The organism is Pseudomonas resinovorans NBRC 106553, from assembly GCF_000412695.1.
Lineage (GTDB): Bacteria > Pseudomonadota > Gammaproteobacteria > Pseudomonadales > Pseudomonadaceae > Metapseudomonas > Metapseudomonas resinovorans_A.
In genome coordinates, this window is record NC_021499.1 from 4,897,553 (window position 1) to 4,919,636 (window position 22,084).

The 22,084-nt window shown below is 64.5% G+C and carries 26 protein-coding genes; 14 read left to right on the top strand and 12 right to left on the bottom strand.

Annotation, left to right across the window (positions count from 1 at the left end; all coding sequences use genetic code 11):
- Positions 1-93: 93 nt before the first annotated feature.
- Complete coding sequence (locus tag PCA10_RS22015) at positions 94-1,161, top strand: GGDEF domain-containing protein (protein ID WP_016494294.1); 1,068 nt, start codon at positions 94-96, stop codon at positions 1,159-1,161.
- 151 nt (positions 1,162-1,312) lie between these two features.
- Positions 1,313-1,915, top strand: coding sequence for a cold-shock protein (locus PCA10_RS31315; protein WP_041770920.1), 603 nt, complete (start codon positions 1,313-1,315; stop codon positions 1,913-1,915).
- Between the two features lie 48 nt (positions 1,916-1,963).
- On the opposite strand, the gene PCA10_RS22025 is transcribed toward PCA10_RS31315, so the two are convergent.
- Both PCA10_RS22025 and PCA10_RS22030 read right to left on the bottom strand, forming a co-directional pair.
- Positions 1,964-2,170 (bottom strand): SlyX family protein, encoded by a 207-nt coding sequence (locus PCA10_RS22025; RefSeq protein ID WP_016494296.1) that lies wholly within the window; start codon positions 2,168-2,170, stop codon positions 1,964-1,966.
- Positions 2,167-2,598: an HIT family protein gene (locus PCA10_RS22030; RefSeq protein ID WP_016494297.1), complete on the bottom strand. Its 432-nt coding sequence runs from the start codon at positions 2,596-2,598 to the stop codon at positions 2,167-2,169. The genes PCA10_RS22025 and PCA10_RS22030 overlap by 4 nt, the downstream gene beginning before the upstream one ends.
- Before the next feature lie 693 nt (positions 2,599-3,291).
- Here PCA10_RS22030 and PCA10_RS22035 point away from each other — a divergent pair.
- Positions 3,292-4,638 (top strand): OprD family porin, encoded by a 1,347-nt coding sequence (locus PCA10_RS22035; RefSeq protein WP_016494298.1) that lies wholly within the window; start codon positions 3,292-3,294, stop codon positions 4,636-4,638.
- Positions 4,639-4,705: 67 nt separating this feature from the next.
- Here PCA10_RS22035 and PCA10_RS22040 read toward each other — a convergent pair whose 3' ends face one another.
- Complete coding sequence (locus tag PCA10_RS22040; RefSeq protein WP_041770921.1) at positions 4,706-5,119, bottom strand: PaaI family thioesterase; 414 nt, start codon at positions 5,117-5,119, stop codon at positions 4,706-4,708.
- Positions 5,120-5,232: 113 nt separating this feature from the next.
- Between PCA10_RS22040 and PCA10_RS22045 the strand changes: the two genes are divergently transcribed.
- Positions 5,233-6,948, top strand: coding sequence for a proline--tRNA ligase (locus tag PCA10_RS22045; protein WP_016494300.1), 1,716 nt, complete (start codon positions 5,233-5,235; stop codon positions 6,946-6,948).
- 8 nt (positions 6,949-6,956) lie between these two features.
- Entirely contained in the window at positions 6,957-7,913 is a 957-nt protein-coding gene (locus PCA10_RS22050) for a hypothetical protein (RefSeq protein WP_016494301.1), read from the top strand.
- 187 nt (positions 7,914-8,100) lie between these two features.
- Here the strand turns inward: PCA10_RS22050 and PCA10_RS22055 are convergent, their stop codons facing one another.
- Both PCA10_RS22055 and PCA10_RS22060 read right to left on the bottom strand, forming a co-directional pair.
- Positions 8,101-8,376, bottom strand: coding sequence for an acylphosphatase (locus PCA10_RS22055; RefSeq protein ID WP_016494302.1), 276 nt, complete (start codon positions 8,374-8,376; stop codon positions 8,101-8,103).
- 2 nt (positions 8,377-8,378) lie between these two features.
- Complete coding sequence (locus PCA10_RS22060; protein WP_016494303.1) at positions 8,379-8,858, bottom strand: TlpA disulfide reductase family protein; 480 nt, start codon at positions 8,856-8,858, stop codon at positions 8,379-8,381.
- A 30-nt stretch (positions 8,859-8,888) separates the two neighbouring features.
- Between PCA10_RS22060 and PCA10_RS22065 the strand changes: the two genes are divergently transcribed.
- Together PCA10_RS22065 and PCA10_RS22070 are read left to right on the top strand one after the other, a co-directional pair.
- Positions 8,889-10,295 carry a PilZ domain-containing protein gene (locus tag PCA10_RS22065; protein WP_016494304.1) on the top strand — a complete coding sequence of 469 codons (1,407 nt, stop codon included), beginning with the start codon at positions 8,889-8,891 and terminating at the stop codon, positions 10,293-10,295.
- Positions 10,296-10,415: 120 nt separating this feature from the next.
- The gene (locus PCA10_RS22070) at positions 10,416-10,805 is read left to right on the top strand and encodes a hypothetical protein (RefSeq protein ID WP_016494305.1); all 390 of its coding nucleotides are present in this window, start codon (positions 10,416-10,418) and stop codon (positions 10,803-10,805) included.
- Between the two features lie 6 nt (positions 10,806-10,811).
- Here PCA10_RS22070 and PCA10_RS22075 read toward each other — a convergent pair whose 3' ends face one another.
- Positions 10,812-11,003, bottom strand: a complete 192-nt coding sequence (locus tag PCA10_RS22075; RefSeq protein WP_016494306.1) for a hypothetical protein — start codon at positions 11,001-11,003, stop codon at positions 10,812-10,814.
- Positions 11,004-11,138: 135 nt separating this feature from the next.
- Positions 11,139-12,359, bottom strand: a complete 1,221-nt coding sequence (locus PCA10_RS22080; protein WP_016494307.1) for a YihY family inner membrane protein — start codon at positions 12,357-12,359, stop codon at positions 11,139-11,141.
- Between the two features lie 124 nt (positions 12,360-12,483).
- On the opposite strand from PCA10_RS22080, the gene arsC reads away from it, so the two are divergent.
- The 3 genes from arsC to PCA10_RS22095 are packed head-to-tail and all read left to right on the top strand — an operon-like array spanning position 12,484 to position 13,839.
- Complete coding sequence (arsC, locus tag PCA10_RS22085) at positions 12,484-12,837, top strand: arsenate reductase (glutaredoxin) (RefSeq protein ID WP_016494308.1); 354 nt, start codon at positions 12,484-12,486, stop codon at positions 12,835-12,837.
- Complete coding sequence (gene wrbA / locus PCA10_RS22090; RefSeq protein ID WP_016494309.1) at positions 12,834-13,439, top strand: NAD(P)H:quinone oxidoreductase; 606 nt, start codon at positions 12,834-12,836, stop codon at positions 13,437-13,439. The genes arsC and wrbA overlap by 4 nt, the downstream gene beginning before the upstream one ends.
- On the top strand, positions 13,432-13,839 hold the full coding sequence (locus PCA10_RS22095) for a DUF2069 domain-containing protein (RefSeq protein WP_016494310.1): 408 nt from the start codon (positions 13,432-13,434) through the stop codon (positions 13,837-13,839). The genes wrbA and PCA10_RS22095 overlap by 8 nt, the downstream gene beginning before the upstream one ends.
- A 632-nt stretch (positions 13,840-14,471) precedes the next feature.
- On the opposite strand, the gene hda is transcribed toward PCA10_RS22095, so the two are convergent.
- From hda to PCA10_RS22110, 3 genes are all read right to left on the bottom strand, one after another.
- Complete coding sequence (gene hda, locus PCA10_RS22100) at positions 14,472-15,176, bottom strand: DnaA regulatory inactivator Hda (protein ID WP_016494311.1); 705 nt, start codon at positions 15,174-15,176, stop codon at positions 14,472-14,474.
- Positions 15,173-16,267 (bottom strand): AI-2E family transporter, encoded by a 1,095-nt coding sequence (locus tag PCA10_RS22105; RefSeq protein ID WP_016494312.1) that lies wholly within the window; start codon positions 16,265-16,267, stop codon positions 15,173-15,175. Before PCA10_RS22105 ends, hda begins: the two co-directional genes overlap by 4 nt.
- A gap of 97 nt (positions 16,268-16,364) precedes the next feature.
- Entirely contained in the window at positions 16,365-17,399 is a 1,035-nt protein-coding gene (locus PCA10_RS22110) for a DUF2066 domain-containing protein (RefSeq protein ID WP_041770400.1), read from the bottom strand.
- Positions 17,400-17,629: 230 nt separating this feature from the next.
- Between PCA10_RS22110 and purM the strand changes: the two genes are divergently transcribed.
- The 4 genes from purM (at position 17,630) to PCA10_RS22130 (ending at position 20,492) form a co-directional block, all read left to right on the top strand.
- Positions 17,630-18,688 (top strand): phosphoribosylformylglycinamidine cyclo-ligase, encoded by a 1,059-nt coding sequence (purM, locus tag PCA10_RS22115; RefSeq protein ID WP_016494314.1) that lies wholly within the window; start codon positions 17,630-17,632, stop codon positions 18,686-18,688.
- Positions 18,688-19,338 (top strand): phosphoribosylglycinamide formyltransferase, encoded by a 651-nt coding sequence (gene purN / locus PCA10_RS22120; protein WP_016494315.1) that lies wholly within the window; start codon positions 18,688-18,690, stop codon positions 19,336-19,338. The genes purM and purN overlap by 1 nt, the downstream gene beginning before the upstream one ends.
- A gap of 11 nt (positions 19,339-19,349) precedes the next feature.
- A complete protein-coding gene (locus tag PCA10_RS22125) occupies positions 19,350-20,060 on the top strand; it encodes a DUF3108 domain-containing protein (RefSeq protein WP_016494316.1) in 711 nt (236 codons plus the stop codon).
- A 156-nt stretch (positions 20,061-20,216) separates the two neighbouring features.
- Positions 20,217-20,492, top strand: a complete 276-nt coding sequence (locus PCA10_RS22130) for a Rho-binding antiterminator (protein WP_016494317.1) — start codon at positions 20,217-20,219, stop codon at positions 20,490-20,492.
- A 187-nt stretch (positions 20,493-20,679) separates the two neighbouring features.
- Here the strand turns inward: PCA10_RS22130 and PCA10_RS22135 are convergent, their stop codons facing one another.
- Both PCA10_RS22135 and mazG read right to left on the bottom strand, forming a co-directional pair.
- Positions 20,680-21,219, bottom strand: coding sequence for a DUF2058 domain-containing protein (locus tag PCA10_RS22135; RefSeq protein WP_016494318.1), 540 nt, complete (start codon positions 21,217-21,219; stop codon positions 20,680-20,682).
- Between the two features lie 21 nt (positions 21,220-21,240).
- Positions 21,241-22,071: a nucleoside triphosphate pyrophosphohydrolase gene (gene mazG, locus PCA10_RS22140; RefSeq protein ID WP_016494319.1), complete on the bottom strand. Its 831-nt coding sequence runs from the start codon at positions 22,069-22,071 to the stop codon at positions 21,241-21,243.
- Positions 22,072-22,084: the final 13 nt, after the last annotated feature.

Sequence of the window (22,084 nt, forward strand, 5' to 3'; positions counted from 1 at the left end):
GCAAAAAGGCCCGGGAAACCGGGCCTTTCGCTATGCGCGACAACGCGCCTGTTCTATGCTCTGGCAATTCGACATCTCGTCACAGTGAAGTGCATGAGCCAGCCTCCGAAACCACCGTCGCTGCTTGAGCTTTACCCCGAAGAAACCCGCGAAGCCGCCGACCTGCTGAAGCAGGCCGTCCCGCTCATGGTGCGCCACGCCATCCCGCCGAACCCAGTGCACTACGCGCTCTGGTACACCTACAGCAAAGGTGTGGAGCCGGACCTCAATCGCCGCCTGGAAAAGATCACCAAGGACTTCGACGTGTTCCCGCCGGAGTCGGCGCTCAAGCTGTTCCGCGAATACATCATCCGTGGCGAACTGGAAGACGCGCGCCACGGCCAGCAGCAGGTCATCGACCTGGTGGACGATATCGAAGGCGACGTGAGCCGCAGCGTCAACGGCAGCCAGGCCTACAACAGCAGCCTGTCCGCCGGCCTGGCCGCCCTGCATGAACCCATCATCGACGACCTGCCCAGCGTGCTGAACCACCTGCAGGAAAGCACCCAGCTGATGCAGGAGCAGCAGGAGCAGTTCCTCTATCGACTGCGCGCCGCCCAGACGGAGATCCAGCACCTGCGCAGCCAGCTCGAACGCGCGCAACTGGCCGCCACCGTCGACGGCCTGACGCAGGTGTTCAACCGCCAGGCCTTCTCACGCCTGCTGGAACAGGCGCTGAAGAGCGGCCAGGAAGGCCTGGCGCTGGTGATGCTGGATATCGACCACTTCAAGCAGTTCAACGACCAGTTCGGCCACCCGCTGGGCGATCGCGTTCTGCAGCATGTCGGCCAGCTGCTGCGGGAACTCCTGCCGCCCCGAGGCATGGCGGGCCGCTACGGTGGCGAAGAGTTCTGCGTGGTGCTGCGCGATTGCCAGGATCTCAACGCGGCACGCACGTTCGCCGAGCAACTGCGCAGCAAGATGCAGGCGCTGCGGGTCAAGGTCCGGCGCACCGACCAGGTACTCGATACCATCACGGCGAGCTTCGGCCTGGCCCTCGCGGAGCCCGGCGACACCCTCGAAAGCTTTATCACCCGTGCCGACGACGCCCTCTACCAGGCCAAACGCAACGGGCGTAACCAGGTGCATCCGCAAGGCTCCGAAGACGCGCTAACCGCTTGATTTGAGAAGCCCTCTCCTTTGCTGTTAAATACAGCCCGTGCCGCATGTCAACTCTCTGACCTGCGGCATAGGCCGGCACCGTCGCTCTTTTCATCTCGCGCGGTTCGGCTCTTCCGTTAGAGATTCCGTTTCCAAGGTGAATCCATTGAACATACTGAAAATCGTCCATCTGTTGACGGGCGCTGCCGCTTTACTGCTGTCCTTCATTCCCAGCCTGCGTGCCGACGCCATCCCCTACCTGCAACAACCCGAGGCGCTGTTCCTGGCCTTTTGCGGCCTGCTCAACCTGCTGCTGGCCCCGGTGGTTCCCGCCTGGGCCAAGGGCCTGCGCCACCAGCTGCAGAACCTGGTTTCCGCCCTGCTGGTACTGGCGGTGATCCTGCAGACCCTGATCCTCCTCGCCCCGCTGCCCACCGTGGGCGAGCAGCCCGCGATCCTCATCAGCCTGCTGACGGTGATCCTGGCCGTCGCACTGCACCTGGCCATCAACCTGCAGAAAGTCACCCAGGCGCCACTCCTGCCCCAGGACATGAGCAACCGCGAAACCGGTACCGTGAAGTGGTTCAACACCTCCAAGGGCTTCGGCTTCATCTCCCGTGATACCGGCGATGACATCTTCGTGCATTTCCGCGCCATTCGCGGCGAAGGCCACCGCGTGCTGATCGAAGGCCAACGCGTGGAGTTCTCGGTGATCCAGCGGGACAAAGGCCTGCAAGCCGAAGACGTGATCGCCGCCCTGCCCGGCCGACGCTGAGCCCGGCAAAAAGAAAGCCCGCCAATCGGCGGGCTTTTTCATGGGCGCTCAATAATGGGGAGGCGGCGCCTCGTCGTCGCCGGGACCATACTGGCTGAGCAACTCCTCCTGGCGCTTGGCCAATGCCGCCAGTTGCAGCTGCAGGCGGTCCACGACCCGCTGCTGCTCCACCAGCACATCGTTGAGGGCCTGGATGGTGTCATCCTGGAAAGCCAGGCGGCTTTCCAGGTCGGCAATGCGCGTCTCCAGGCTCACGACTCACCCTCCACGAAGCGGAAATCATCGGCCAGCACCAGGCGGAGCTTTGCGCGAATGGCGGCCACCTGCTCGGCCGAATAGGCCACCGCCGGATGGCGACCCCATACCGGGGCGGGCCAGGCGGCGTCTTCACGGCGACGCACGATCACATGCATGTGCAACTGGCTGACCATATTGCCGAGGGTCGCGACGTTCATCTTGTCGGCACCGAAGGTGTCCTTGAGGGTTTCGGCAAGGAAGGTCGTTTCTTCCCAGAGTTGCCGCTGCTCCTGCGCACCGAGCTGGAACAACTCACTCACTTCCTCGCAGCGCGGCACCAGGATGAACCAGGGGTACTGGGCATCATTCATCAACAGCAGCCGGCACAGGGGGAAATCACCGATTGGCAGGGTGTCCTGCTGAAGTCTTGGGTCCAGGGCGAACATACTGGCCTCTCCTGTTCGACTGTAGGGAATTCGAGCTTAACACCCGCCTCCGGCACTAGGCCGAGACGGGCGGGCCGCGCAGCATAAGGCAAGGCTCGCTGGATGCGGAACTCCTCCCGCCCCATCGCCATATAGAAGGCAGGAAGCCACCGGGCGACGCACCAGGACGGCGCACCGTTAACATTCTGTTACCTGCGGTGACGCCAACCAGCCGCAGCGCCGCCCGGCGGCACTTACAGACCTTTCCTACACCCCATGTCAAGCACCAGCCAACACAATGAATGCCTCATTTTAGGGCGCGCGTCTGCGCTCCGAGCCAGAGAATCAAGGTGTTGGCGCACGGAAATCGATTAGGCATCGAAGAAAAACCCGAATTCACGTAAGAAATCATCACTTGAGCACGCTTCTTGCTTTTGGAACGCCAGGACATAGCGAGTTAGGGAGAAAACCAACGAATCCCCCTCGCAAAATGCCCGTCAAACATAGGTAGTGAAAGGATGCAAGGCCAAACCTATAAAAACGCGACATACCCCTTCACAAATTGCGACAGCGATGTGAAGAATTCGCAAGGATTAAGCTTCAACTATGGCGAATATTCTGACCGTGCTATAAGTTAGCGCCGACACAAAAAGAAAGAACCGCCTTCAAACATAAGAATGCGGCGATAATCTTCAAACCAAAGGAGCAATCACAATGCAAGTGATGAAGTGGAGCGCACTGGCTCTGGCCGTGACCGCCGGTAGCATGCAACTGGCCTTCGCCAGCGCCCAATCTGAGTCCAAGGGCTTCGTCGAAGACGCCAACCTGACTCTGCTGAACAAGAACTTCGCGTTCTACCGCGACTTCCGTAACAACCCCAACGATCGCCAGAACTACCGTAACGAGTGGGCTCATGGCATGAGCCTGAACTTCGAGTCCGGTTACACCGAAGGCACCGTTGGTTTCGGCGTTGACGCCCACGGCATGCTGGGTCTGAAACTGAACAGCGGCGGCGGCACCAACGGTACCGGCCTGCTGCCGATCGGCGACGACGGCAAAGCCCAGGACGATTACTCCTACGCCGGCGGCGCCGTGAAAATGCAGGTGTCCAGCACCCAGCTGAAGTACGGCAACCTGTTCCCCACCGCTCCGGTATTCGCCACCGGTACCGCTCGCCTGTTCCCGAGCTCCGCTGAAGGCTTCCAGCTGACCAGCAGCGAGATCGAAGGCCTGAACCTGGACGCCGGTCACTTCACCGCCATCCGCGACGGTAACCTGTCCACCCGCAGCAACGGTGAGATCAGCACCGCCTACACCGCCAACCCGGACATCACCGCTCGCAACGCCGACTACGTTGGTGGCACCTACGCCATCACCGACAACGTCAGCGTCAGCCTGTACGGCTCCGAGCTGGAAGACATCTGGCGCCAGTACTACGGCAACCTGAACCTGAACTTCCCGATCACCGACGCTCAGGCGGTGAACCTGGACTTCAACGTCTACCGCACCCTGGACGAAGGCGAAGCCAAAGCCGGCAGCGACATCGACGGCACCATCTACTCCGTAGCCGCCGCCTACTCCATCAGCGCCCACAAGTTCACTCTGGCCTACCAGCGCAACAACGCTGACACGCCGTTTGACTACATCGGCATGGACTTCGGCAACTCCGGCGACTCCATCTTCCTGGCCAACTCCGTTCAGTACTCCGACTTCAACGGCCCGAACGAGAAATCCTGGCAGGCTCGCTACGACCTGAACATGGCCGAGTACGGCGTACCGGGCCTGAGCTTCATGGCTCGCTACATCTCCGGTAAGGACGTCGACGGTACCAAGGCCAACCAGCTCGGCCCGTACGGCGGCATCGGCGACGATGGCAAGGAATGGGAACGCAACATCGAAGCCAAGTACGTGGTACAGGAAGGTCCGGCCAAGGATCTGTCCATCCGCCTGCGTCACGCCACCTGGCGTGCAAACAGCGACATGGCCTTCTTCGGCTCCGCTGGCGGCACCGCTTCGGACGAAATCCGCGTAATCACCGAGTACCCGCTGGATATCCTCTAATATCCCAGCGTTCTACTAAGTGAAATAAGAACCCCGGCCTAGGCCGGGGTTCTTTTTTGCTCAAACTTTAATCAACCAGTGGCAGTGCATAAGTACCGGTTACATGGGCGACGAGATTGTCTTGCTCCCCTTCCGAATAAAGGGAGACTTCGCATACCGCCTGACGTCGACCCAGTTTAAGTATCCGTGCCTCGGCAAACAGATCCACCGGCCTGGGCCGGGCGAGGAAGTTGATATTCAAGTTGGATGTCACCGCCATCTCGACCTTGCCGAGACTTCCCAACACCACCGCATACATGGCCGCATCGGCCAGCGCCATGATGGTCGGGCCGGACAAGGTCCCACCCGGACGCACCAACTTGGGCTGGAACGGCACCCGCGCCAGGGCGCCCTCGGCGTCCAGCCGCTCGATGCGTAAACCGATGTCCTCCGCCATGGGCACGCCCTCGCGGATCAACGCCTCCACCTGCCCCGCCGTCAACACTTTCACCTCGTCCTCCTGCCGCTACCGGACCGCTATCCTGTACGCCACTTGATCAGCGCCGTACAATGCCGAGCCATTCAAACCCATCGCAACCGACAAAACGGCCAAACATGCGTACCAGTCAGTACCTGCTGTCTACCCTCAAGGAAAACCCCACCGACGCCGTGGTGATCAGCCACCAGCTGCTGCTGCGTGCCGGCATGATCCGCAAGCTCGCCTCTGGCCTCTACACCTGGCTGCCAATGGGCCTGCGTGTACTGCGCAAGGTCGAGACGGTGGTCCGTGAAGAGATGAACGCCGCCGGTGCGCTGGAAGTGCTGATGCCCGCCGTGCAGCCTGCCGAGCTGTGGCAGGAGTCCGGCCGCTGGCAGCAGTACGGCCCCGAGCTGCTGCGCCTGAAGGATCGCCACGAGCGCGATTTCTGCGTCGGCCCGACCCACGAAGAAGTCATCACCGACCTGGCGCGCAACGAGCTGAACAGCTACAAGCAGCTGCCGCTGAACTTCTACCAGATCCAGACCAAGTTCCGTGACGAGATCCGTCCGCGCTTCGGCCTGATGCGCGGCCGCGAGTTCATCATGAAGGACGCCTACTCCTTCCATATGGACCAGGCATCGCTGCAAGAAACCTACGACCGCATGCACCAGGCCTACTGCAACGTGTTCAGCCGCCTGGGCCTGGACTTCCGTCCCGTGCTGGCCGACACCGGATCCATCGGCGGTACCGGCTCCCACGAGTTCCACGTGCTGGCCGACTCGGGTGAAGACGACATCGCCTTCAGCGACAGCTCCGACTACGCCGCCAACATCGAGAAGGCCGAAGCCCTGCCCCGCGAGACCGAGCGCGCCGCGCCCGGCCAGGCGCTGACGCTGGTCGACACCCCGAACACCAAGACCATCGCCGACCTGGTGGAAAACTTCAGCTTGCCCATCGAGAAGACCATCAAGACCCTCGTGGTCCATGGCGCCGAGGAAGGCACCCTGGTGGCGCTGATCGTCCGTGGCGACCACGAGCTGAACGAGATCAAGGCCGCCAACCTGGCCCAGATCGCCAACCCCCTGGTCTTCGCCAGCGAAGCCGAACTGCGCCAGGCCATCGGTGCCGGTGCCGGCTCCCTCGGCCCGCTGAACCTGCCCCTGCCCTGCGTGGTCGACCGTTCGGTCGCCCTGATGAGCGACTTCGCCATCGGCGCCAACATCGACGACAAGCACTACTTCGGCGTGAACTGGGAGCGCGACCTGCCGCTGCCGGAAGTCGCCGACCTGCGCAACGTGGTTGCCGGCGACCCGAGCCCTGACGGCAAGGGCACCCTGGTGATCAAGCGCGGCATCGAAGTGGGCCACATCTTCCAGCTGGGCACCAAGTACAGCGAAGCCATGAAGCTTGCGGTGCTCGGCGAGCACGGCAAGCCGGTCACCCTGATCATGGGCTGCTACGGCATCGGCGTATCCCGCGTGGTGGCTGCCGCCATCGAGCAGAACTACGACGACCGCGGCATCCTCTGGCCAGAGGCCCTGGCGCCCTTCCAGGTAGCCCTGGTGCCGCTCAAGTACGAGACCCCGGCCGTCAAGGAAGCTACCGACAAGCTCTACACCGAGCTGCGCGCGGCGGGCATCGATGTACTGCTGGATGACCGTGACAAGAAGACCAGCCCCGGCGTCAAATTCGCCGACATGGAGCTGATCGGCATTCCGCACCGTATCGTCGTGAGCGAGCGTGGCCTGGCCGAAGGCAACCTGGAATACAAGAGCCGCCGCGAGACCGACAGCCAGGCTGTAGCGGTCGCCGACGTACTCTCCTACATCACCGCCCGCGTGAATCGCTGATCGAGAAAATGTCCAAGCGTAGTTCCCAATACCTCACCGGTGCCGCCTTGTGCGGCACCCTCTTCGTCAGCGGCTGCGCCAATCATTTGCCGCAGCGCAGCGAACACGAAGAGCGCGTCGAGCGCAAACTGCTCAACCACAGCCTGCAGATCGAGGTGGGTGACCCCCAGGTGCTGGAACTGCCACAACGGCGCATCCGCATCAACGAGCAGAAGACCTTCGAAGTCACCGAGTTCGAGGTCAGCCGCCACTACGACCGCTACACGCCCTACCAGCCCTGGCGCGAACTCTACGAAGTGCCCCTGGGCGCGGTAGCGGTGGTCGCCGGTGTCGGCGCCAACGTGCTCAACGTGGTGCTGCTGGGCAGCCTGCCGGACACCGCCACCAAGGACTGGATCAGCTACGGCTTCGCCGGCCTCAACCCGGCGATGAACGTCGAGTCCAACGGCCGCTCCGAGCAGAACCTCGCCAGCCTCGACGAGAAGCAACTGGACAAGCGCATGGAGTACTCCAGCCTGCCTTGGGCCGAGCGTCCGGTATTGGTCAAGCTTGGCAAGCAGACCCATGAGCTGGTCACCGATCGCAACGGCATCCTGCGCCTGAACCTGCTGGACGGCCCCTTCGCCGACCAGGACATCAGCCGCACCGGCACACTGCTGTTGAGCGTCGAGGATCCCTCCGACAACGCCCGCGCGGATGCCAGCCTTGGCATCAGCCACGCCCTGCGCGGCAAGCTGGCGGAGGCCCATGCGCTGATCTTCGAGGACCTCGAGGACGACGAAGTGCCGCAATGGGTGCACCGGGTCAAACGCCTGTCGGACCTGGGTCTGGAAGAAGAAGCCAGCGAGTTGGAGCAGAGCCTGATCGAGCTGACCCGCAACGATCCGGAGCTGCAACAGGAGTTTCTCCAGTCGCTGATGAAGAACGCCGGTCGACTGGCCGTCGACCCGGGTGATTCGGACTGATCCCACCCTCCCGGGAGTGGCCCAGCCCGCTCTCCATGTGGACTCAGAACCGGCTCAGGATTTCGCGAGCTAGAGAAGAACAAGGCGAGAATGGCTGAGGGCGCGGAGTTTACGCGCTGTAAATGAGCAAGCCCGAAGCCATTCTCAACGCGGTTATTCCGACGCGCAGCAGATCCTGAGCAGGTTCTCAGCGCCGCACGATGAAACCGGTAATCCCCTGCAACGGCTGTTCCTCGAGTTCGACAGCCGTCACCTGCGCATCCGCCGGCCCCCGTTCCAACCAGGCCGCCAGCTCGCGCACCGGCTCCTCGTCCCCTTCCACCAGCACCTCGACCCGGCCATCGGCCAGGTTGCGCACCCAGCCATCGAGTTCCAGGCGGTCGGCTTCTTCCTGGGTGGACTGGCGGTAATAGACACCCTGCACCTTGCCGCTCACGTAGCCATGCAGACAGATTCGCGCCATCGCTAGCTCCCCTTGCGCAGTTCTTCGAGGCGCGCGGTCAGGCCCGCCGCACTCTGCTCACCCATCAGGCGATCGCGCAACTTGCCTTGAGCGTCGATGATGTAGGTGACCGGCAATGCTTCGCTGCGCGGCAGGTCGAAGCGCTTGGAAGGGTCCTCCGCCAGCACGGTGAACTGGATGCCCATTTTCTTCGTGGCCTGGCCGAGTTCATCGCCCTGCAGGCCATCGAAATTCACCCCCAGGACTTTCACGCCCTTGTCCCGCTGCTGCTCGGCGAAGGCGTTGAGCTCGGGTATTTCCGTCCGGCAAGGCGCGCACCACTCGGCCCAGTAATTGATCACCAGCCACTGGCCTTCGAGGCGCTCAACCGCTACCTTCTGTCCATGCTGATCGACGCCTACGTCGTCCGAGCAGCTGGCAAGGAACAGGCCGGCGCTCATCAGTGCGATCACCCCTATCAAAGCTTGGAGTCGCGATCCCATGCATTCAGTCCTCGTGTACGCGGGGTTGGTATGACGCTGGATGCCCTGCGCCTGGAAGTGCCGGACATCCTGGAAGAGAACAGCACTCCACTGGCAAGCGTGCCGACACTCCTCTCACAGGCACGCCAACTCCCTCAGGATAGTGCCCTGCAACAGGTCCTGGGGCATTTGTTCAGGCTCAATCGTAGCGCGCTGACCTTACTCGAAAGGCAAAGGGTGCTGCAAAGCTTCAGCGAAGAGTTCCGCCACTACGCCCAGGCCTACCAGGGCCGCACGTCGCCACCGCCCCTGTTCATCAGGCTCTGCGACGAGCTGGCCTGCGGATTCAAACGCCTACTGCTGCAGATTCTCCAGGGCCATCAACCGTCGCGCCCGCACCTTGCCTGGTGCCTGTACATGGCCCAGCACTTCCTCGCCCAGACCCTGCTGCGCCACTACCAGCTCTACCAGGAACCCAGCCCCCGGCTCTGGCGCGACAGCCACCTGCTGTACTGGATCGGCGAGCACCAGGGCTGCCTGGACGAGCCGGTGGCCGCGGCATTTCGCCCCACACCGGCAAACACCCTGCGCGGGCTCTACCAGCAGATGCTCCTGCTGGCACTGAGCAACCCCTTCCACCTCAGCGAAGGCGAATGCCCGCTGCTGTTCGGTGCCCTGGCCCCGCTCGCCGGCCTGGCGCGGCTACTGCCCTGGGACGAGGACGACGAGAACGGCAGCCCGACCGTCGATCTCACCGAATCCCAGCCCTGCCTGCCCCAGGACCAGCGCCCCGATGGCGCCAACACCTACCTGCGCCGCTTCGAGCTGGGCGCCCTGCTGATCGCCGTGCATGAGCCGGCGCCACTGCGCAGCGACAGCGAACGCCAGCTCCTGGAAAAGGTCCGCCAGCACTGGCTCGGCCGCCAGCAGCGCCGCCACCTGCGTACCGAGAAGACGGGAAGCTGCCAACTGGTGGTGGGACTGCCCGCCATCCATGCCGAGCTGCTTGCGCAGCATCCCGGCCGCTGCGAGGCGCAATTGCTCGATACCAGCCCCGGCGGCGCCCGCCTGCTCTGCCATGGCGACCAGGGCAGCCAATTGCCGGTGGGCCAACTGGTGCTGGTGCAGACCCCGAATACACCGGTGCTGGCCCTGGTGCGTTGGCGCTACCAGAACGCCGAAGGCCTGCACCTCGGCCTGCGCTACCTCAAGGGCCTGCCGCGTCCCGTCTGGCTGCGCCGCGCGCCCAACGCCCAGACCCACCCTGGCGTCCTGCAGAGCACGCCCGACCCTGGCAGCGGCTGGCATCACGGCCTCTGGCTGCCCTGCAATCAATTCGGCGACGGGGAAAACCTCTGGATGCAGCTGGCCAGCGTGAACAACCAGGCCATAGTCCCGCTGCCCCAGCCCAACCTCTGCACCTCTCTGGTGGCGCGCTACCCCCTGCAACTTGCCTGAGTGGTCAATCTGCGAGACGGGTCACGCCCGTCGGCGGCCAGCGCGCACAGTTCGTGCGGGAATAGCTGCTTATAATCCCGGACCATCGGTACGAACGTACCTCTTCAGCCTGGATGCCCAATGCAGCAGCAAGACAGCCTGATCGGCCCAGTCCCCAGCGGTATCGTCGACGTCGCCCGCTCCTCGCTCACCGCCTTCGACGGCCGGGTGGCGGATTTCAACGTGGCGGCCTGGCTGAACCTGCCGGGCATGGCCGACTTGCCGGTGTCCCTGCTGGTGAGCTACCTCGACGGCGATCGCCGCCGCGAAGTCGCGGTCGACCACGGCAGGCCCAACGCCAAGGGCAAGATTCTCCTGTCGGGTATCGCCCGCCTGCCGTTCAAGCAGAAGATCGAACAGATGCAGGTACGCCTGCGCGCAGCCGTGCCGATCAAGAGCCTGCTGGTGGACGAACTCTTCGTCCAGGCGGTGGAGCTGGCCGAACCGGCCGGCCGCAAAGCCCGCGCCTGACTCCGCTCAACCGGGCAGCGCCCGATTCCCCTCGCGCGGCAGCGCCTGCGCCGACTCCGATTCATCCGCCACCGGCACTGGCACCAGCGACTCGGGCCAGTGCTGGAATTTCAGCCCGGTAACCCGGTTAAGCCCTTCCAGTGCCCGTTGCGGCGCGCGCTCGTGCAGATGAATCAGTGTGTCTTTCCTGGTGCCCATTGCCTGCTTCCCCTGGCCATCGGCTCGATGGCCTCTTCCCTGTAGTGCCATATCCATGCCAATCCCATAGCCCCGTCATTGCCAGGCCCCGCGCGCCTCGCAGCGCCCGGCTCGGTCGCCGACTGACGAAATTCGTCAGTCGCTCCCCGGCTTGAGCCATTGCGCCAGGCTGCCGCCGAACAACGCCTGCTGCTCTTCCTGAAGCAGCTCCAGCGCCTTGCGCAGCGGCGGATACCACAACTCGTCGAGATGCTCGGGCAACTGGTTCGGACGCGGCAGCGGCCAGGGCATGTGGGCGAGCAACTGGTAGAGGCTGTAGCCGCCGAGGTCGCGGCAGAGCACCCAGACACCACCACTGGCACGGCAGACCAAGTGCTGGCTCTCCAGCAGTTCCAGCATCTCCAACCACTCGTCTTCCGGCAGGTGCCAGCCGGCCCGCTGGACATCCAGGTGGCGAACCGGCATGCCGCGCATCTGCCGATCATGGAACACCCGCAGCACCCCCATCAGCACCAGCAGGCGCGGCATCGCGCGACGGCGCCAGTGCCAGGGCGTGGAGAGGCTGCACACCAGCTCCGCGCCGAACAGCACGATGACCCAGGACAGGTATATCCACAGCAGGAACAACGGCACCGTGGCGAAGGCGCCGTAGATCAACTGATAGCCCGGGAAAAAGCTGACGTAGAGGCCGAACAGCGCCTTCGCCGCCTCGAACAGCAGTCCCGTGAAGATCGCGCCAACCAGGGCGTGGCGCACCGGCACCCGGGCATTGGGCACGGCGGCGTAGATCAGGGTGAAGGCGGCGATGCTGGACAACAGCGGCATGAAGCCCAGCAGGGTCTGGACGCCGAGCAGCGCATCCGGACCGGAAATCAGCGACAGCGAGGTGATATAGGTGCTGACCGCGAATCCCACCCCCAGCAGCAACGGGCCCAGGCTGAGGATCGCCCAGTAGAGCAGGAAGCTGGACACGCCCCGGCGCGGCTGGCGCACCCGCCAGATGGTGTTGAAGGCCTTCTCGATGGTCACCAGCATCATGAAGGCGGTCACCACCAGCAGGCCGACGCCGAACCAGGTCAGGTGCCGGGCCTGGGCGGTGAAGGCATGCAGGTATTCCTGCAGGGCTTCCCCGGTGGAGGGCACGAAGTTGTGAAAGATGAAGCTCTGGATCTGCTCGCCCGTGCCCTGGAAGGCCGGAATGGCCGAGAGCATGGTGAAGGTCACCGTCATCACCGGCACCACGGCGAACAGGCTGGTATAGGTGAGGGCCGCAGCGCTGTTGGTGCCACGATCGGCAATGAACCGCTGGAGCAGGAAGCGCCAGAATTCGACGATGTCCGTGAGGCGTTGGTGCATTCCATCTCCTTGACGCGTTTCGGTCCGGACCGGCTCAACAGACCGCCAGCACCGCCCACGGTTCAGGACTGCGCCGTGACCCGGTTAGAATAGCCGCCTCGACCAAGCCCATGCGACCCCCGACATGACCGAACTGACCCTCTACCACAACCCGCGCTGCTCCAAATCCCGCGGTGCCCTGGAACTCCTGGAAGCGCGCGGCCTGGCGCCCACCATCGTGCGCTACCTGGAAACCCCGCCCAGCGCCGCCGAACTGCGCGACCTGCTGGCCAAGCTGGGCCTGTCCGCCCGCCAGTTGCTGCGCAGCGGCGAGGATGAGTACAAGGAGCTGAACCTGGCCGACAGCGGCCTCAGCGAAGAGCAACTGATCGCCGCCATGGTCGCCCACCCCAAGCTGATCGAACGGCCCATCCTGATCGCCGGCGACAAGGCCGTGGTCGGCCGGCCGCCGGAGCGCGTGCTGGAGATCCTGCCTTGAGCGCCCCCTACGTTCTGGTCCTCTACTACAGCCGCCACGGCGCCACCGCCGAAATGGCCCGGCAAATCGCCCGCGGCATCGAGCTGACCGGCCTGGAAGCCCGCGTGCGCACCGTGCCAGCGGTCTCCAGCGAATGCGAGGCGGTAGCCCCGGACATTCCCGCCGACGGCCCGCTCTACGCCACCCTGGACGACCTTCGCCACTGCGTCGGCCTCGTGCTCGGCAGCCCGACCCGCTTCGGCAACATGGCCGCGCCGCTGAAATACTTCCTCGACGGCACCAGCAGCCTCTGGCTCACCGGCGAGCTGGTGGGCAAGCCGGCGGCGGTGTTCACCTCCACCGCCAGCCTGCACGGCGGCCAGGAAACCACCTTGCTGTCCATGCTGCTGCCACTGATGCACCACGGCATGCTGGTCACCGGCCTGCCTTACAGCGAGCCGGCCTTGCTGGAAACCCGTGGTGGCGGCACGCCCTACGGCGCCAGCCACCATGCCGGCGCCGACGGCAAGCGCCCGCTGGACGAACACGAGATCGCCCTCTGCCGCGCCCTGGGCCAACGCCTGGCGCAAACCGCCCAACGCCTGGAGACCCCGCGTGGCTAGAAAACCCAAGCAACTCCCGGAATTGGCCTGGCTGGCACCGCGTCTGGCGGTGAGCCGCGTGGTCGCCCTGGCGAGCTTCTTCGCCCTGGCCCTGCTGCTGGCCGTGAACACCCTGTTCTTCGCCGACCTGCACGGTGCACGCACCTGGGTGGTCCTCTCGGTCCAACTGGCGCCGCTGGTGCTGCTCGCGCCCGGCATGATCCTCGGCAATGCCCGCGTGCACGCCTGGACCTGCTTCGTGGTGAATATCTATTTCATCCAGGGCGTACTGGCCACCATCGACCCGGCACGCAGCCTGTACGGCTGGCTGGAGACAGTGGTCAGCCTGGTGCTGTTCTGCTCGGCGCTGCTCTATACCCGCTGGAGCTTCCAGAACACCCGCAAGCTCGCCGGGGAGTGATTCCTGGCTGGGGGGGGGGTGCTTCGCAGACTTTCGGGGGAAGTATCGGCTCATGCCGGATTGGCAAGTTTTTGTGATTGCCTTTGCCCGAGACTCTGCTTGCTGAAGCATCCCTCTCCCCTGCCCCTCTCCCGGAGGGAGAGGGGTGACTTGTGCCTGTTGCCCATACCGGTCTGAAATGAAGCTGGGACGATGACGCCGCGCGAACCGCCCCTTCAGGAGGCCGAGCGGAATCGTTGTGAAACGGAGCGCAGCGAAGTAACAGCCGCAGGCTGGCCCGAAGGGCGAGCGCAGCGAGTCAGGGGGATGAGCGGCATGGATGCCGCGAGAGGCGCGCAGGGCCATGGATGGCCCTTCGCGCCGTGCCCCCGGAGCGACGATGTAGGGAGGGAACCCCGGCGCAGCCGGGGCCGGATGTCGGGGCAAGCCCTTTGCTTCCTTTGGGGCGACTGCCAAAGGGAGTCGCCCGGGAAGGCGAAACAGAAACCCGCAGCCCACTCGACAATGAGCCAAACGACACAGCTCCAAACCCCTTCATGCCGGACTGCCAATCCGGTTTAAGCCCTCAACTTCCAGCGCGCACCCGAAAAAAGCCCGGACCAAGGCCCGGGCTTTTTTTCACTCGACTCCAGCTACCAGCCGAAGATTTCCTTGAGGAACGGAATGGTCAGCTTGCGCTGGGCCTGCAACGAGGCCTGGTCGAGGATGTCCAGCAAGTCGAACAGCAGGTTCATGCTGCGTGGACCACGGGTGAGGATGAAGCGCCCGACTTCGTCGGTCAGGTGCAGGCCACGGCGCGAGGCGCGCAACTGCAAGGCCCGCAGCTTGTCCTCGTCGGACAGGCCATGGAGCTGGAACACCAGCGCCAAGGTCAGGCGCGACTTCAGGTCCGGCAGCTTGATGCCCAGCTCGCGGGGCGACTTGTCGGCCGACAGCAGCAGCTTGCGACCGGCATCCCGCAGGCGGTTGAACAGGTGGAACAGCCCTTCTTCCCACTGCGGCCGCCCGGCCAGGGCATGCAGGTCGTCGAGGCAGACCAGTTCGCACTGTTCCAGGTTGTCGAAGACCTCGGGCCCGTAGTGCACCAGCTCGTCCATGGGCAGGTAGATGGCCTGCTCATCTCGTTGTTCGAAGCGCAGGCAGGCTGCCTGCAGCAGATGGCTACGGCCAACGCCCTCGCCACCCCAGAGGTAGATCAGGCTTTCGGTCCAGCCGGCATCGGCCTCGCACAGGCGCTCGACATAGCCGAGGGCCGCAGCATTGGCGCCGGGATAGAAGTTTGCGAAGGTGGCGTCATCGCGCAGACGCACACTCAGGGGGAGCTGGATCGGTGTCATGCCGTACTGGGAGGGTCGTCTGGACCGCTACTCGACTGTCCGTAAAGGTCGGAAAGTTTATAGAAATCATGCGCATGGCGCAGCAAAACCATGATGATCGCCGCAACCGGCAGTGCCAGCAGCACGCCGGTGAAGCCAAACAGCTGGCCGCCAGCAAGTATCGCAAAGATCACTGCCACTGGGTGCATGCCGATGCGATCGCCCACCAGGAGCGGCGTCAGCAGCATACTTTCAAGCATTTGCCCCACGGTGAATACCGCGGCGACCCCCAGTAGCGGATAGAGCTCGAAGCCCTGGAACTGGAACAGTGCGGCCACCAGGGCGGCACCGAATCCGACGACGAAGCCCAGGTACGGCACGATGCTGGCGAGCCCCGCCAGCAGGCCGATCAGCAGCCCCAGGTCGAGCCCCACCAGCATCAGGCCACCCGCGTAGATCAAGCCGAGGGCCAGCATCACCAGCAACTGGCCACGCACGAATGCCCCCAGCACCTCGTGGCACTCAGCCACCAATCCGACCACCTGTTCCTCGCGGTTGCGCGGCAGCAGGCCACGCAGCTTGTGCACCATCAGGTCCCAATCGCGCAGCAGGTAGAAACCCACCACCGGGATCAGCAGCAGGTTGGCCAGCCAGCCCAGCAGCGCCAGGCCGGAGGTGGTGACGCCGCTCAGCAGGGTGGTGGCGATGTCCGTGGTTGGACCCAGGTAGCCGCTGACCACCGTCTTGAGCTTGTCGAAGCGCCAGAAGTCCCCGGGCAGCCCGAGCATCTCCTGCCCCCAGGGCAACGCGATGTGCTGCAGCCAGTCGAGCATCTGCGGCACCAGTTCGTAGAGACGGACCAGTTGGCGGCCGAGCAGGGGCAGCATCACCAGCAGCAGGTCCAGCAGGATCACCCCGAACAGGCCGAACACCAGCGCCACACCGATGGTGCGCGACAGGCCCAGGCGTTCCAGGCGGTCCACCAGGGGGTCGCCCAGGTAGGCCAGCAGCATGCCCACCAGGAAAGGTGAGAGCACCGGGCGCAGCTGGTAGAACAGCCACCCCAGGAACAGCAAGCCGGCCAGCCAGACCCAGCGGCGCGAATCGGTCATCTCGGGCCCTCATCCTTGCGCAACGATATTTCCGCAACCCGTCCCGGCCGTCTCCGGCCAGGAGGCGAGACACGCTGAAGCGGCTGGTCCATGCCCACTACCAGTGGAAGCGCAGCAGGTTGTCGCGCGGCACCACCAGAGGCGCCTGCGCCGGCGCGCCCTGCGGATCGGCGGAAGCGACCGGTGCCTCGGGCGCCGACTCCTGGAGCCCGGCCAGGCCCAGTTGGGCCCGCAGTTGCTCCGGGCTGGCGTTGACCTGGTACTCCAGGCGATCGCCTTCGACCCGGGTCAGCCGTGCGCCGAATGGCTCCAGCAGGCGCGACAGCTCGGCGTAGCGCGCCAGGTTGGCGCCCTGCACTTCCAGCGCCAGGTTCTGGCCGGCACCAGGAGCCGACACGAAGCGTGTCGCCAGGCGCTGGCTCACGGCGGCCATCACCGCATCGGCCACGGCGGCGCTGTCGGCGCCCTCGGCGGTGCCTTGCTCGCGAGTGTCGCCCAGCCACAGGCGCCATTGGGCTTGCCACCTGCCGTCGGCCTCGCTGGCATCCACCGCCAGCAGGGCGTCGGCGTCGTAGCGTTCGGAGGCCTGGGTCAGGGCACCGGGCTGTGCCGAGGTGAGTTGTTCAGGTGTCGCCAGCAGTTGCTCGTTCAGGTCAGCCAATGGCAGGCGCAGCGGCAGGCCACGGTTCTGCGCGGCCTGCCGCAGGGGCGCCGCGGCGTCCTGGCCGTCACCCACCAGGTTGCTGCCTTCGGCGGCGCGATTCAGCCACCAGGCCAGCACGGCCGGGCGATTGGCGCTCCACAGCGGGATACCGGCCTGGCGCAGGGCACGCTCGGTGGAAATCGGGTCGAAATCCACCACCAGGGCCTGCCCTTCGTACCCGTACTGACTGATTACCTGCTGCGGGTCCTTGCGCAGTGCGTCGAGGGCCGGGTTCTGGGCTGCCTTGGGGTCGCCGGAGAGGCGCAGCACCAGGGTGTCCAGGGCACGGACGAGTGCCTGGGTGCGTTCCTCCGGCTGCTGGGAGCTGACCGGTTCGCGAACCTGGTAGAGGTTGTTGACCGTTTCGGCATGGGCCGTGAGGCCGAGCAGCGTAAGACAGAGCAGGAAGGATTGAGCGATCAGGCGCATGGCGGACTCTCTAGGGGCGAACAGGTGCAGCATAGGCCGCAATCTAAGGGCTATACCTTAATCAGCTGCCTGGCACTGAGCAACGCGGGCGTTTTTCGCGACTTTTATCCAGGGGCCGACCGCTGCCGATGGCCGCTACCGGGCAAGCCTGATAAAATCGCGCGCCTTCGCAAACCGGCAGCCAGACTTGCCGGTCGATCCTCGAATTCCCCCCCTATAGGCCTGGATTTATGAGCAAGCAACCCTCCCTGAGCTACAAGGACGCCGGTGTAGACATCGACGCTGGTGAAGCCCTGGTCGAACGCATCAAAGGCGTGGCCAAGCGTACCGCGCGCCCGGAAGTGATGGGCGGACTGGGCGGCTTCGGCGCCCTCTGCGAGATCCCGGCCGGCTACAAGCAGCCGGTCCTGGTATCCGGCACCGACGGCGTCGGCACCAAGCTGCGCCTGGCGCTGAACCTGAACAAGCACGACAGCATCGGCCAGGACCTGGTGGCCATGTGCGTGAACGACCTGGTGGTCTGCGGCGCCGAGCCGCTGTTCTTCCTCGACTACTACGCCACTGGCAAGCTCAACGTCGACGTGGCCGCTACCGTGGTAACCGGTATCGGCGTCGGCTGCGAACTGGCCGGCTGCTCCCTGGTGGGCGGTGAAACCGCCGAAATGCCGGGCATGTACGAAGGCGAAGACTACGACCTGGCCGGCTTCTGCGTCGGCGTGGTGGAAAAGGCCGAGATCATCGACGGCTCCAAGGTACGCACCGGCGACACCCTGATCGCCCTGCCCTCCTCCGGCCCGCACTCCAACGGCTACTCGCTGATCCGCAAGATCATCGAAGTCAGCGGCGCCGACATCGAGCAGGTACAGCTCGACGGCAAGCCCCTGGCCGACCTGCTGATGGCGCCGACCCGCATCTACGTCAAGGCGCTGCTGCAACTGATCAAGGAAACCGGCGCGGTGAAGGCCATGGCCCACATCACCGGCGGCGGCCTGCTGGACAACATCCCGCGCGTACTGCCCGAAGGCGCCCAGGCCGTGATCGACGTGGCCAGCTGGACCCGTCCGGCGGTCTTCGACTGGCTGCAACAGCAAGGCAACGTCGACGAGACCGAAATGCACCGCGTGCTGAACTGCGGCGTGGGCATGGTCATCTGCGTGGCCCCCGAGCAGGCCGAAGCCGCGCTCAAGGTCCTGCGCGCCGCTGGCGAGCAGCCCTGGGTCATCGGTGAAATCGCCGCGGCCGCCGAAGACGCCCCGCGCGTCGTGCTGAACAACCTGAAAAGCCACTGATGGCCGCACGCTGTGATGTAGTGGTGCTGATCTCCGGCTCCGGCAGCAATCTGCAGGCGCTGATCGACAGCACCACCGGCGGCGACCATCCGGCACGCATCCGCGCGGTGATTTCCAACCGCGCCGATGCCTACGGCCTGGAACGGGCGAAGATCGCCGGCATCGAGACCCGGGTACTGGACCACAAGGCCTTCGCCGACCGCGAAGCCTTCGACGCCGCCTTGGTGCAAGCCATCGATGCCTACGCGCCCCAACTGGTGGTACTGGCCGGTTTCATGCGGATCCTCACCCCCGGATTCGTGCGCCACTACCAGGGCCGCCTGCTGAACATTCATCCCTCGCTGTTGCCCAAGTACAAGGGCCTGCACACCCACCAGCGCGCACTGGAAGCCGGAGACGCGGAGCATGGCTGCAGCGTGCACTTCGTCACCGAAGAACTCGATGGTGGCCCTCTGGTGGTACAGGCCCTTATCCCGGTAGAGTCGAACGACACGCCGGAAAGCCTGGCCCAGCGGGTTCATGTACAGGAACACCGCATTTATCCGCTGGCCATGCGCTGGTTTGCCGAAGGCAGACTGCGCCTGGGCCCGAGCGGCGCCGAACTGGATGGACAAAGGTTGCCCCCATCGGGGCAACAACTGCGTAACTAGGAGATTCGCCAATGCGTCGCGCCTTGCTGTTGCTCCTCGCCCTTTCTACCCTCCCCGCCGTGGCGGCCGAGCTGAAACCCTTCGAGGCCAGCTACACCGCCGACTGGAAGCAGCTGCCGGTCAGCGGTACCGCCGGCCGCAGCCTGAAGCAGCTCGACAACGGTCGCTGGGAACTGGACTTCGAAGCTTCGATGCTGGTGGCCAGCTTGAGCGAAGTGAGCACCTTCCGCGTCGAGAACAATGCATTCCTGCCCCTGACCTACCGCTTCAAGCGCAGCGGCCTCGGCAAGAGCAAGCAGGTGGAGTTCGACTTCGACTGGACCCAGAAGCAGATCATCGGCACCGACCGCGGCAACCAGGTGCGCCTGCCCCTGAACCGTGGCCTGCAGGACAAGTCCACCTACCAGCTGGTGCTCCAGCATGACGTCGCCGACGGCAAGAAGAGCATGAGCTACCAGGTGGTCGACGGTGACGAGATCGAGACCTACGACTTCCGCGTACTGGGCGAAGAACGCGTGGAGACCGAAGCCGGTGCGGTGGACGCGATCAAGGTCGAGCGCGTGCGCGACCCCACCCAGAGCAACCGCAAGACCGTGCTCTGGTTCGCCAAGGACTGGGACTACCTGCTCGTCCGCCTGCAACAGGTGGAAAAGGACGGCAAGGAGTACGTGATCATGCTCAAGGACGGCACGGTGGACGGCAAATCGGTGAAAGGCCAGTAGTCGCTACCCCCTCCACAAGAAACCGGGCCGAGCGCTCGGTTTTTTTATGGGTTTTTGTCCCGTCGCAACGGGCGAAACAGGCTGATACTTGAAGGGAAGCCCGGGCGCGTCGACTGCGCCTATGCTGTCCATCTGTCCGCCGCAGAGGAAACCACCATGATCCAGGACTACCAGCCGCTCTCCTGTGACCTTTACGACTACATCGAGATCGCCTGCCTGCATCGCTACCAGCTGCACATCGAACTGGTCGGCGGCGCCCGCCTGGACGCCCGCGCCATGACCACGCTGACGACGCCCGACAAGGAGGAGTTCCTGCTGGTGCAGAACGAGGGCGGCCAGGAACGCCTGCGCCTGGACCAGATAACGGCGATCACGCCGCTGACCGAGGGCGCGAGTTTCGGGCGGGTGCTGCTGGGGAATCAGATCTGCTGAGCGCTTTCAGCTGCGCACTCGCTCCTACAGACAGGCCACGAGCCGACAGCGGCACCCCGGATGCAATCCGGGACTCCGAGCACCATCCGGAGCACCGAACGTTGGGTTTCGCTTCGCTCTACCCAACCTACTCCCGGCCTCGCCGCTCGCAAAAGAAAACCGGGCCTAGGCCCGGTTCTTCATTGCATCACCACATCAGGTCGTCTGGCACCTTGTAGGCCGCGTACGGATCGTCGGCATCCGGCTCTTCGGTCTGGGTGTTGAGCAGCACCACACGACGCGGATCGCGCTCCTGGATACGCAGCGCGGCGTCCCGCGGGATCACCTCGTAGCCGCCGCCATGGCGGACGATGGCCAGGGAGCCGCTGCTGAGCTTCTCGCGCATCAGCGCGTTGACGGCCATGCGCTTGACCTTCTTCTCGTCGACGAAGTTGTAGTAGTCGTCGGAGGTCAGCTTGGGCAGGCGCGAGGTTTCGATCAGTTGCTTGACCTGGGCAGCCTTGGCCTTCTGGTCGGCCTTTTCCTGCTGCTGGCGGTTCAGCTCCTGATCGCGGGCGGTCTTCTCGGCCTGGGCCTGGAGGGCGGCCTGGCGAAGCGAGTCGTCCTTCTCGACCTGGTTCTTCTTCTCCAGGCGCGTCTGTTTTTGCTGTTGCTTGCCGGCCTGCTTGACCTGCTTTTCGTTCACCAGCCCGGCTTTAAGCAGCTGGTCGCGGAGGGAAAGGCTCATGTCGGGGTTCAGTCTCTCGAGTTAACAGCCAAGGCTGAGTTTTTCCTGTTTCTTGGCTTCGCCCCAGAGGGCATCCAGTTGTTCCAGGGTGCAATCTTCAATGGGACGACCCGCCTCGTGCAATGCCTGCTCGATGAAACGGAAGCGTCTTTCGAATTTTTCGTTGGCACCGCGCAGGGCGGTTTCCGGGTCGACCTTGAGGTGACGGGCCAGGTTGACCACCACGAACAGCAGGTCGCCCAACTCGTCGGCGATGGCTTGCGGGTCGTTCTCGCTCATGGCCTCGAGTACCTCGTCCAGCTCCTCGCGGAGCTTGTCGATCACCGGCAGCGCCTCGGGCCAGTCGAAGCCCACCTGGGCCGCGCGCTTCTGCAACTTGGCGGCGCGACTCAGGGCCGGCAAGGCACCGGGCACATCATCCAGCAGGGACAGTTGCTCCGGCGCGGCGGCCTTCTCGGCGCGCTCCTCGGCCTTGATCTCTTCCCAGCGCTGCTTGATCGCCGCCTCTTCCAGGCGAGCCATGTCGGGCGCGCCGTAGAGGTCGCCGTCGGGGAACACATGGGGATGGCGGCGGACCAGCTTGCGGGTGATGGCATCCACCACGCCGGCGAATTCGAAGCGCCCTTCCTCCTTGGCCAGCTGGCTGTAATAGACCACCTGGAACAGCAGGTCGCCGAGCTCGCCGGGCAGGTGATCGAAGTCGCCGCGCTCGATGGCGTCGGCCACCTCGTAGGCTTCCTCGATCGTGTGCGGGACTATGCTCGCGTAGTCCTGCTTCAGGTCCCAGGGGCAGCCGTACTGCGGGTCGCGCAGCCGGGCCATGAGGTGCAGCAGGTCATTGAGTTGGTACATGACGAATCCTGGT

Coding starts and splice junctions, on each gene's coding strand:
- PCA10_RS22015 (WP_016494294.1), top strand. CDS start 94: ATGAGCCAGCCTCCGAAACCACCGTCGCTGCTTGAGCTTTACCCCGAA.
- PCA10_RS22030 (WP_016494297.1), bottom strand. CDS start 2,598: ATGTTCGCCCTGGACCCAAGACTTCAGCAGGACACCCTGCCAATCGGT.
- PCA10_RS22035 (WP_016494298.1), top strand. CDS start 3,292: ATGCAAGTGATGAAGTGGAGCGCACTGGCTCTGGCCGTGACCGCCGGT.
- PCA10_RS22045 (WP_016494300.1), top strand. CDS start 5,233: ATGCGTACCAGTCAGTACCTGCTGTCTACCCTCAAGGAAAACCCCACC.
- PCA10_RS22050 (WP_016494301.1), top strand. CDS start 6,957: ATGTCCAAGCGTAGTTCCCAATACCTCACCGGTGCCGCCTTGTGCGGC.
- PCA10_RS22055 (WP_016494302.1), bottom strand. CDS start 8,376: ATGGCGCGAATCTGTCTGCATGGCTACGTGAGCGGCAAGGTGCAGGGT.
- PCA10_RS22060 (WP_016494303.1), bottom strand. CDS start 8,858: ATGGGATCGCGACTCCAAGCTTTGATAGGGGTGATCGCACTGATGAGC.
- PCA10_RS22065 (WP_016494304.1), top strand. CDS start 8,889: ATGACGCTGGATGCCCTGCGCCTGGAAGTGCCGGACATCCTGGAAGAG.
- PCA10_RS22070 (WP_016494305.1), top strand. CDS start 10,416: ATGCAGCAGCAAGACAGCCTGATCGGCCCAGTCCCCAGCGGTATCGTC.
- PCA10_RS22075 (WP_016494306.1), bottom strand. CDS start 11,003: ATGGGCACCAGGAAAGACACACTGATTCATCTGCACGAGCGCGCGCCG.
- PCA10_RS22080 (WP_016494307.1), bottom strand. CDS start 12,359: ATGCACCAACGCCTCACGGACATCGTCGAATTCTGGCGCTTCCTGCTC.
- arsC (WP_016494308.1), top strand. CDS start 12,484: ATGACCGAACTGACCCTCTACCACAACCCGCGCTGCTCCAAATCCCGC.
- hda (WP_016494311.1), bottom strand. CDS start 15,176: ATGACACCGATCCAGCTCCCCCTGAGTGTGCGTCTGCGCGATGACGCC.
- PCA10_RS22105 (WP_016494312.1), bottom strand. CDS start 16,267: ATGACCGATTCGCGCCGCTGGGTCTGGCTGGCCGGCTTGCTGTTCCTG.
- PCA10_RS22110 (WP_041770400.1), bottom strand. CDS start 17,399: ATGCGCCTGATCGCTCAATCCTTCCTGCTCTGTCTTACGCTGCTCGGC.
- purM (WP_016494314.1), top strand. CDS start 17,630: ATGAGCAAGCAACCCTCCCTGAGCTACAAGGACGCCGGTGTAGACATC.
- purN (WP_016494315.1), top strand. CDS start 18,688: ATGGCCGCACGCTGTGATGTAGTGGTGCTGATCTCCGGCTCCGGCAGC.
- PCA10_RS22125 (WP_016494316.1), top strand. CDS start 19,350: ATGCGTCGCGCCTTGCTGTTGCTCCTCGCCCTTTCTACCCTCCCCGCC.
- PCA10_RS22130 (WP_016494317.1), top strand. CDS start 20,217: ATGATCCAGGACTACCAGCCGCTCTCCTGTGACCTTTACGACTACATC.
- PCA10_RS22135 (WP_016494318.1), bottom strand. CDS start 21,219: ATGAGCCTTTCCCTCCGCGACCAGCTGCTTAAAGCCGGGCTGGTGAAC.
- mazG (WP_016494319.1), bottom strand. CDS start 22,071: ATGTACCAACTCAATGACCTGCTGCACCTCATGGCCCGGCTGCGCGAC.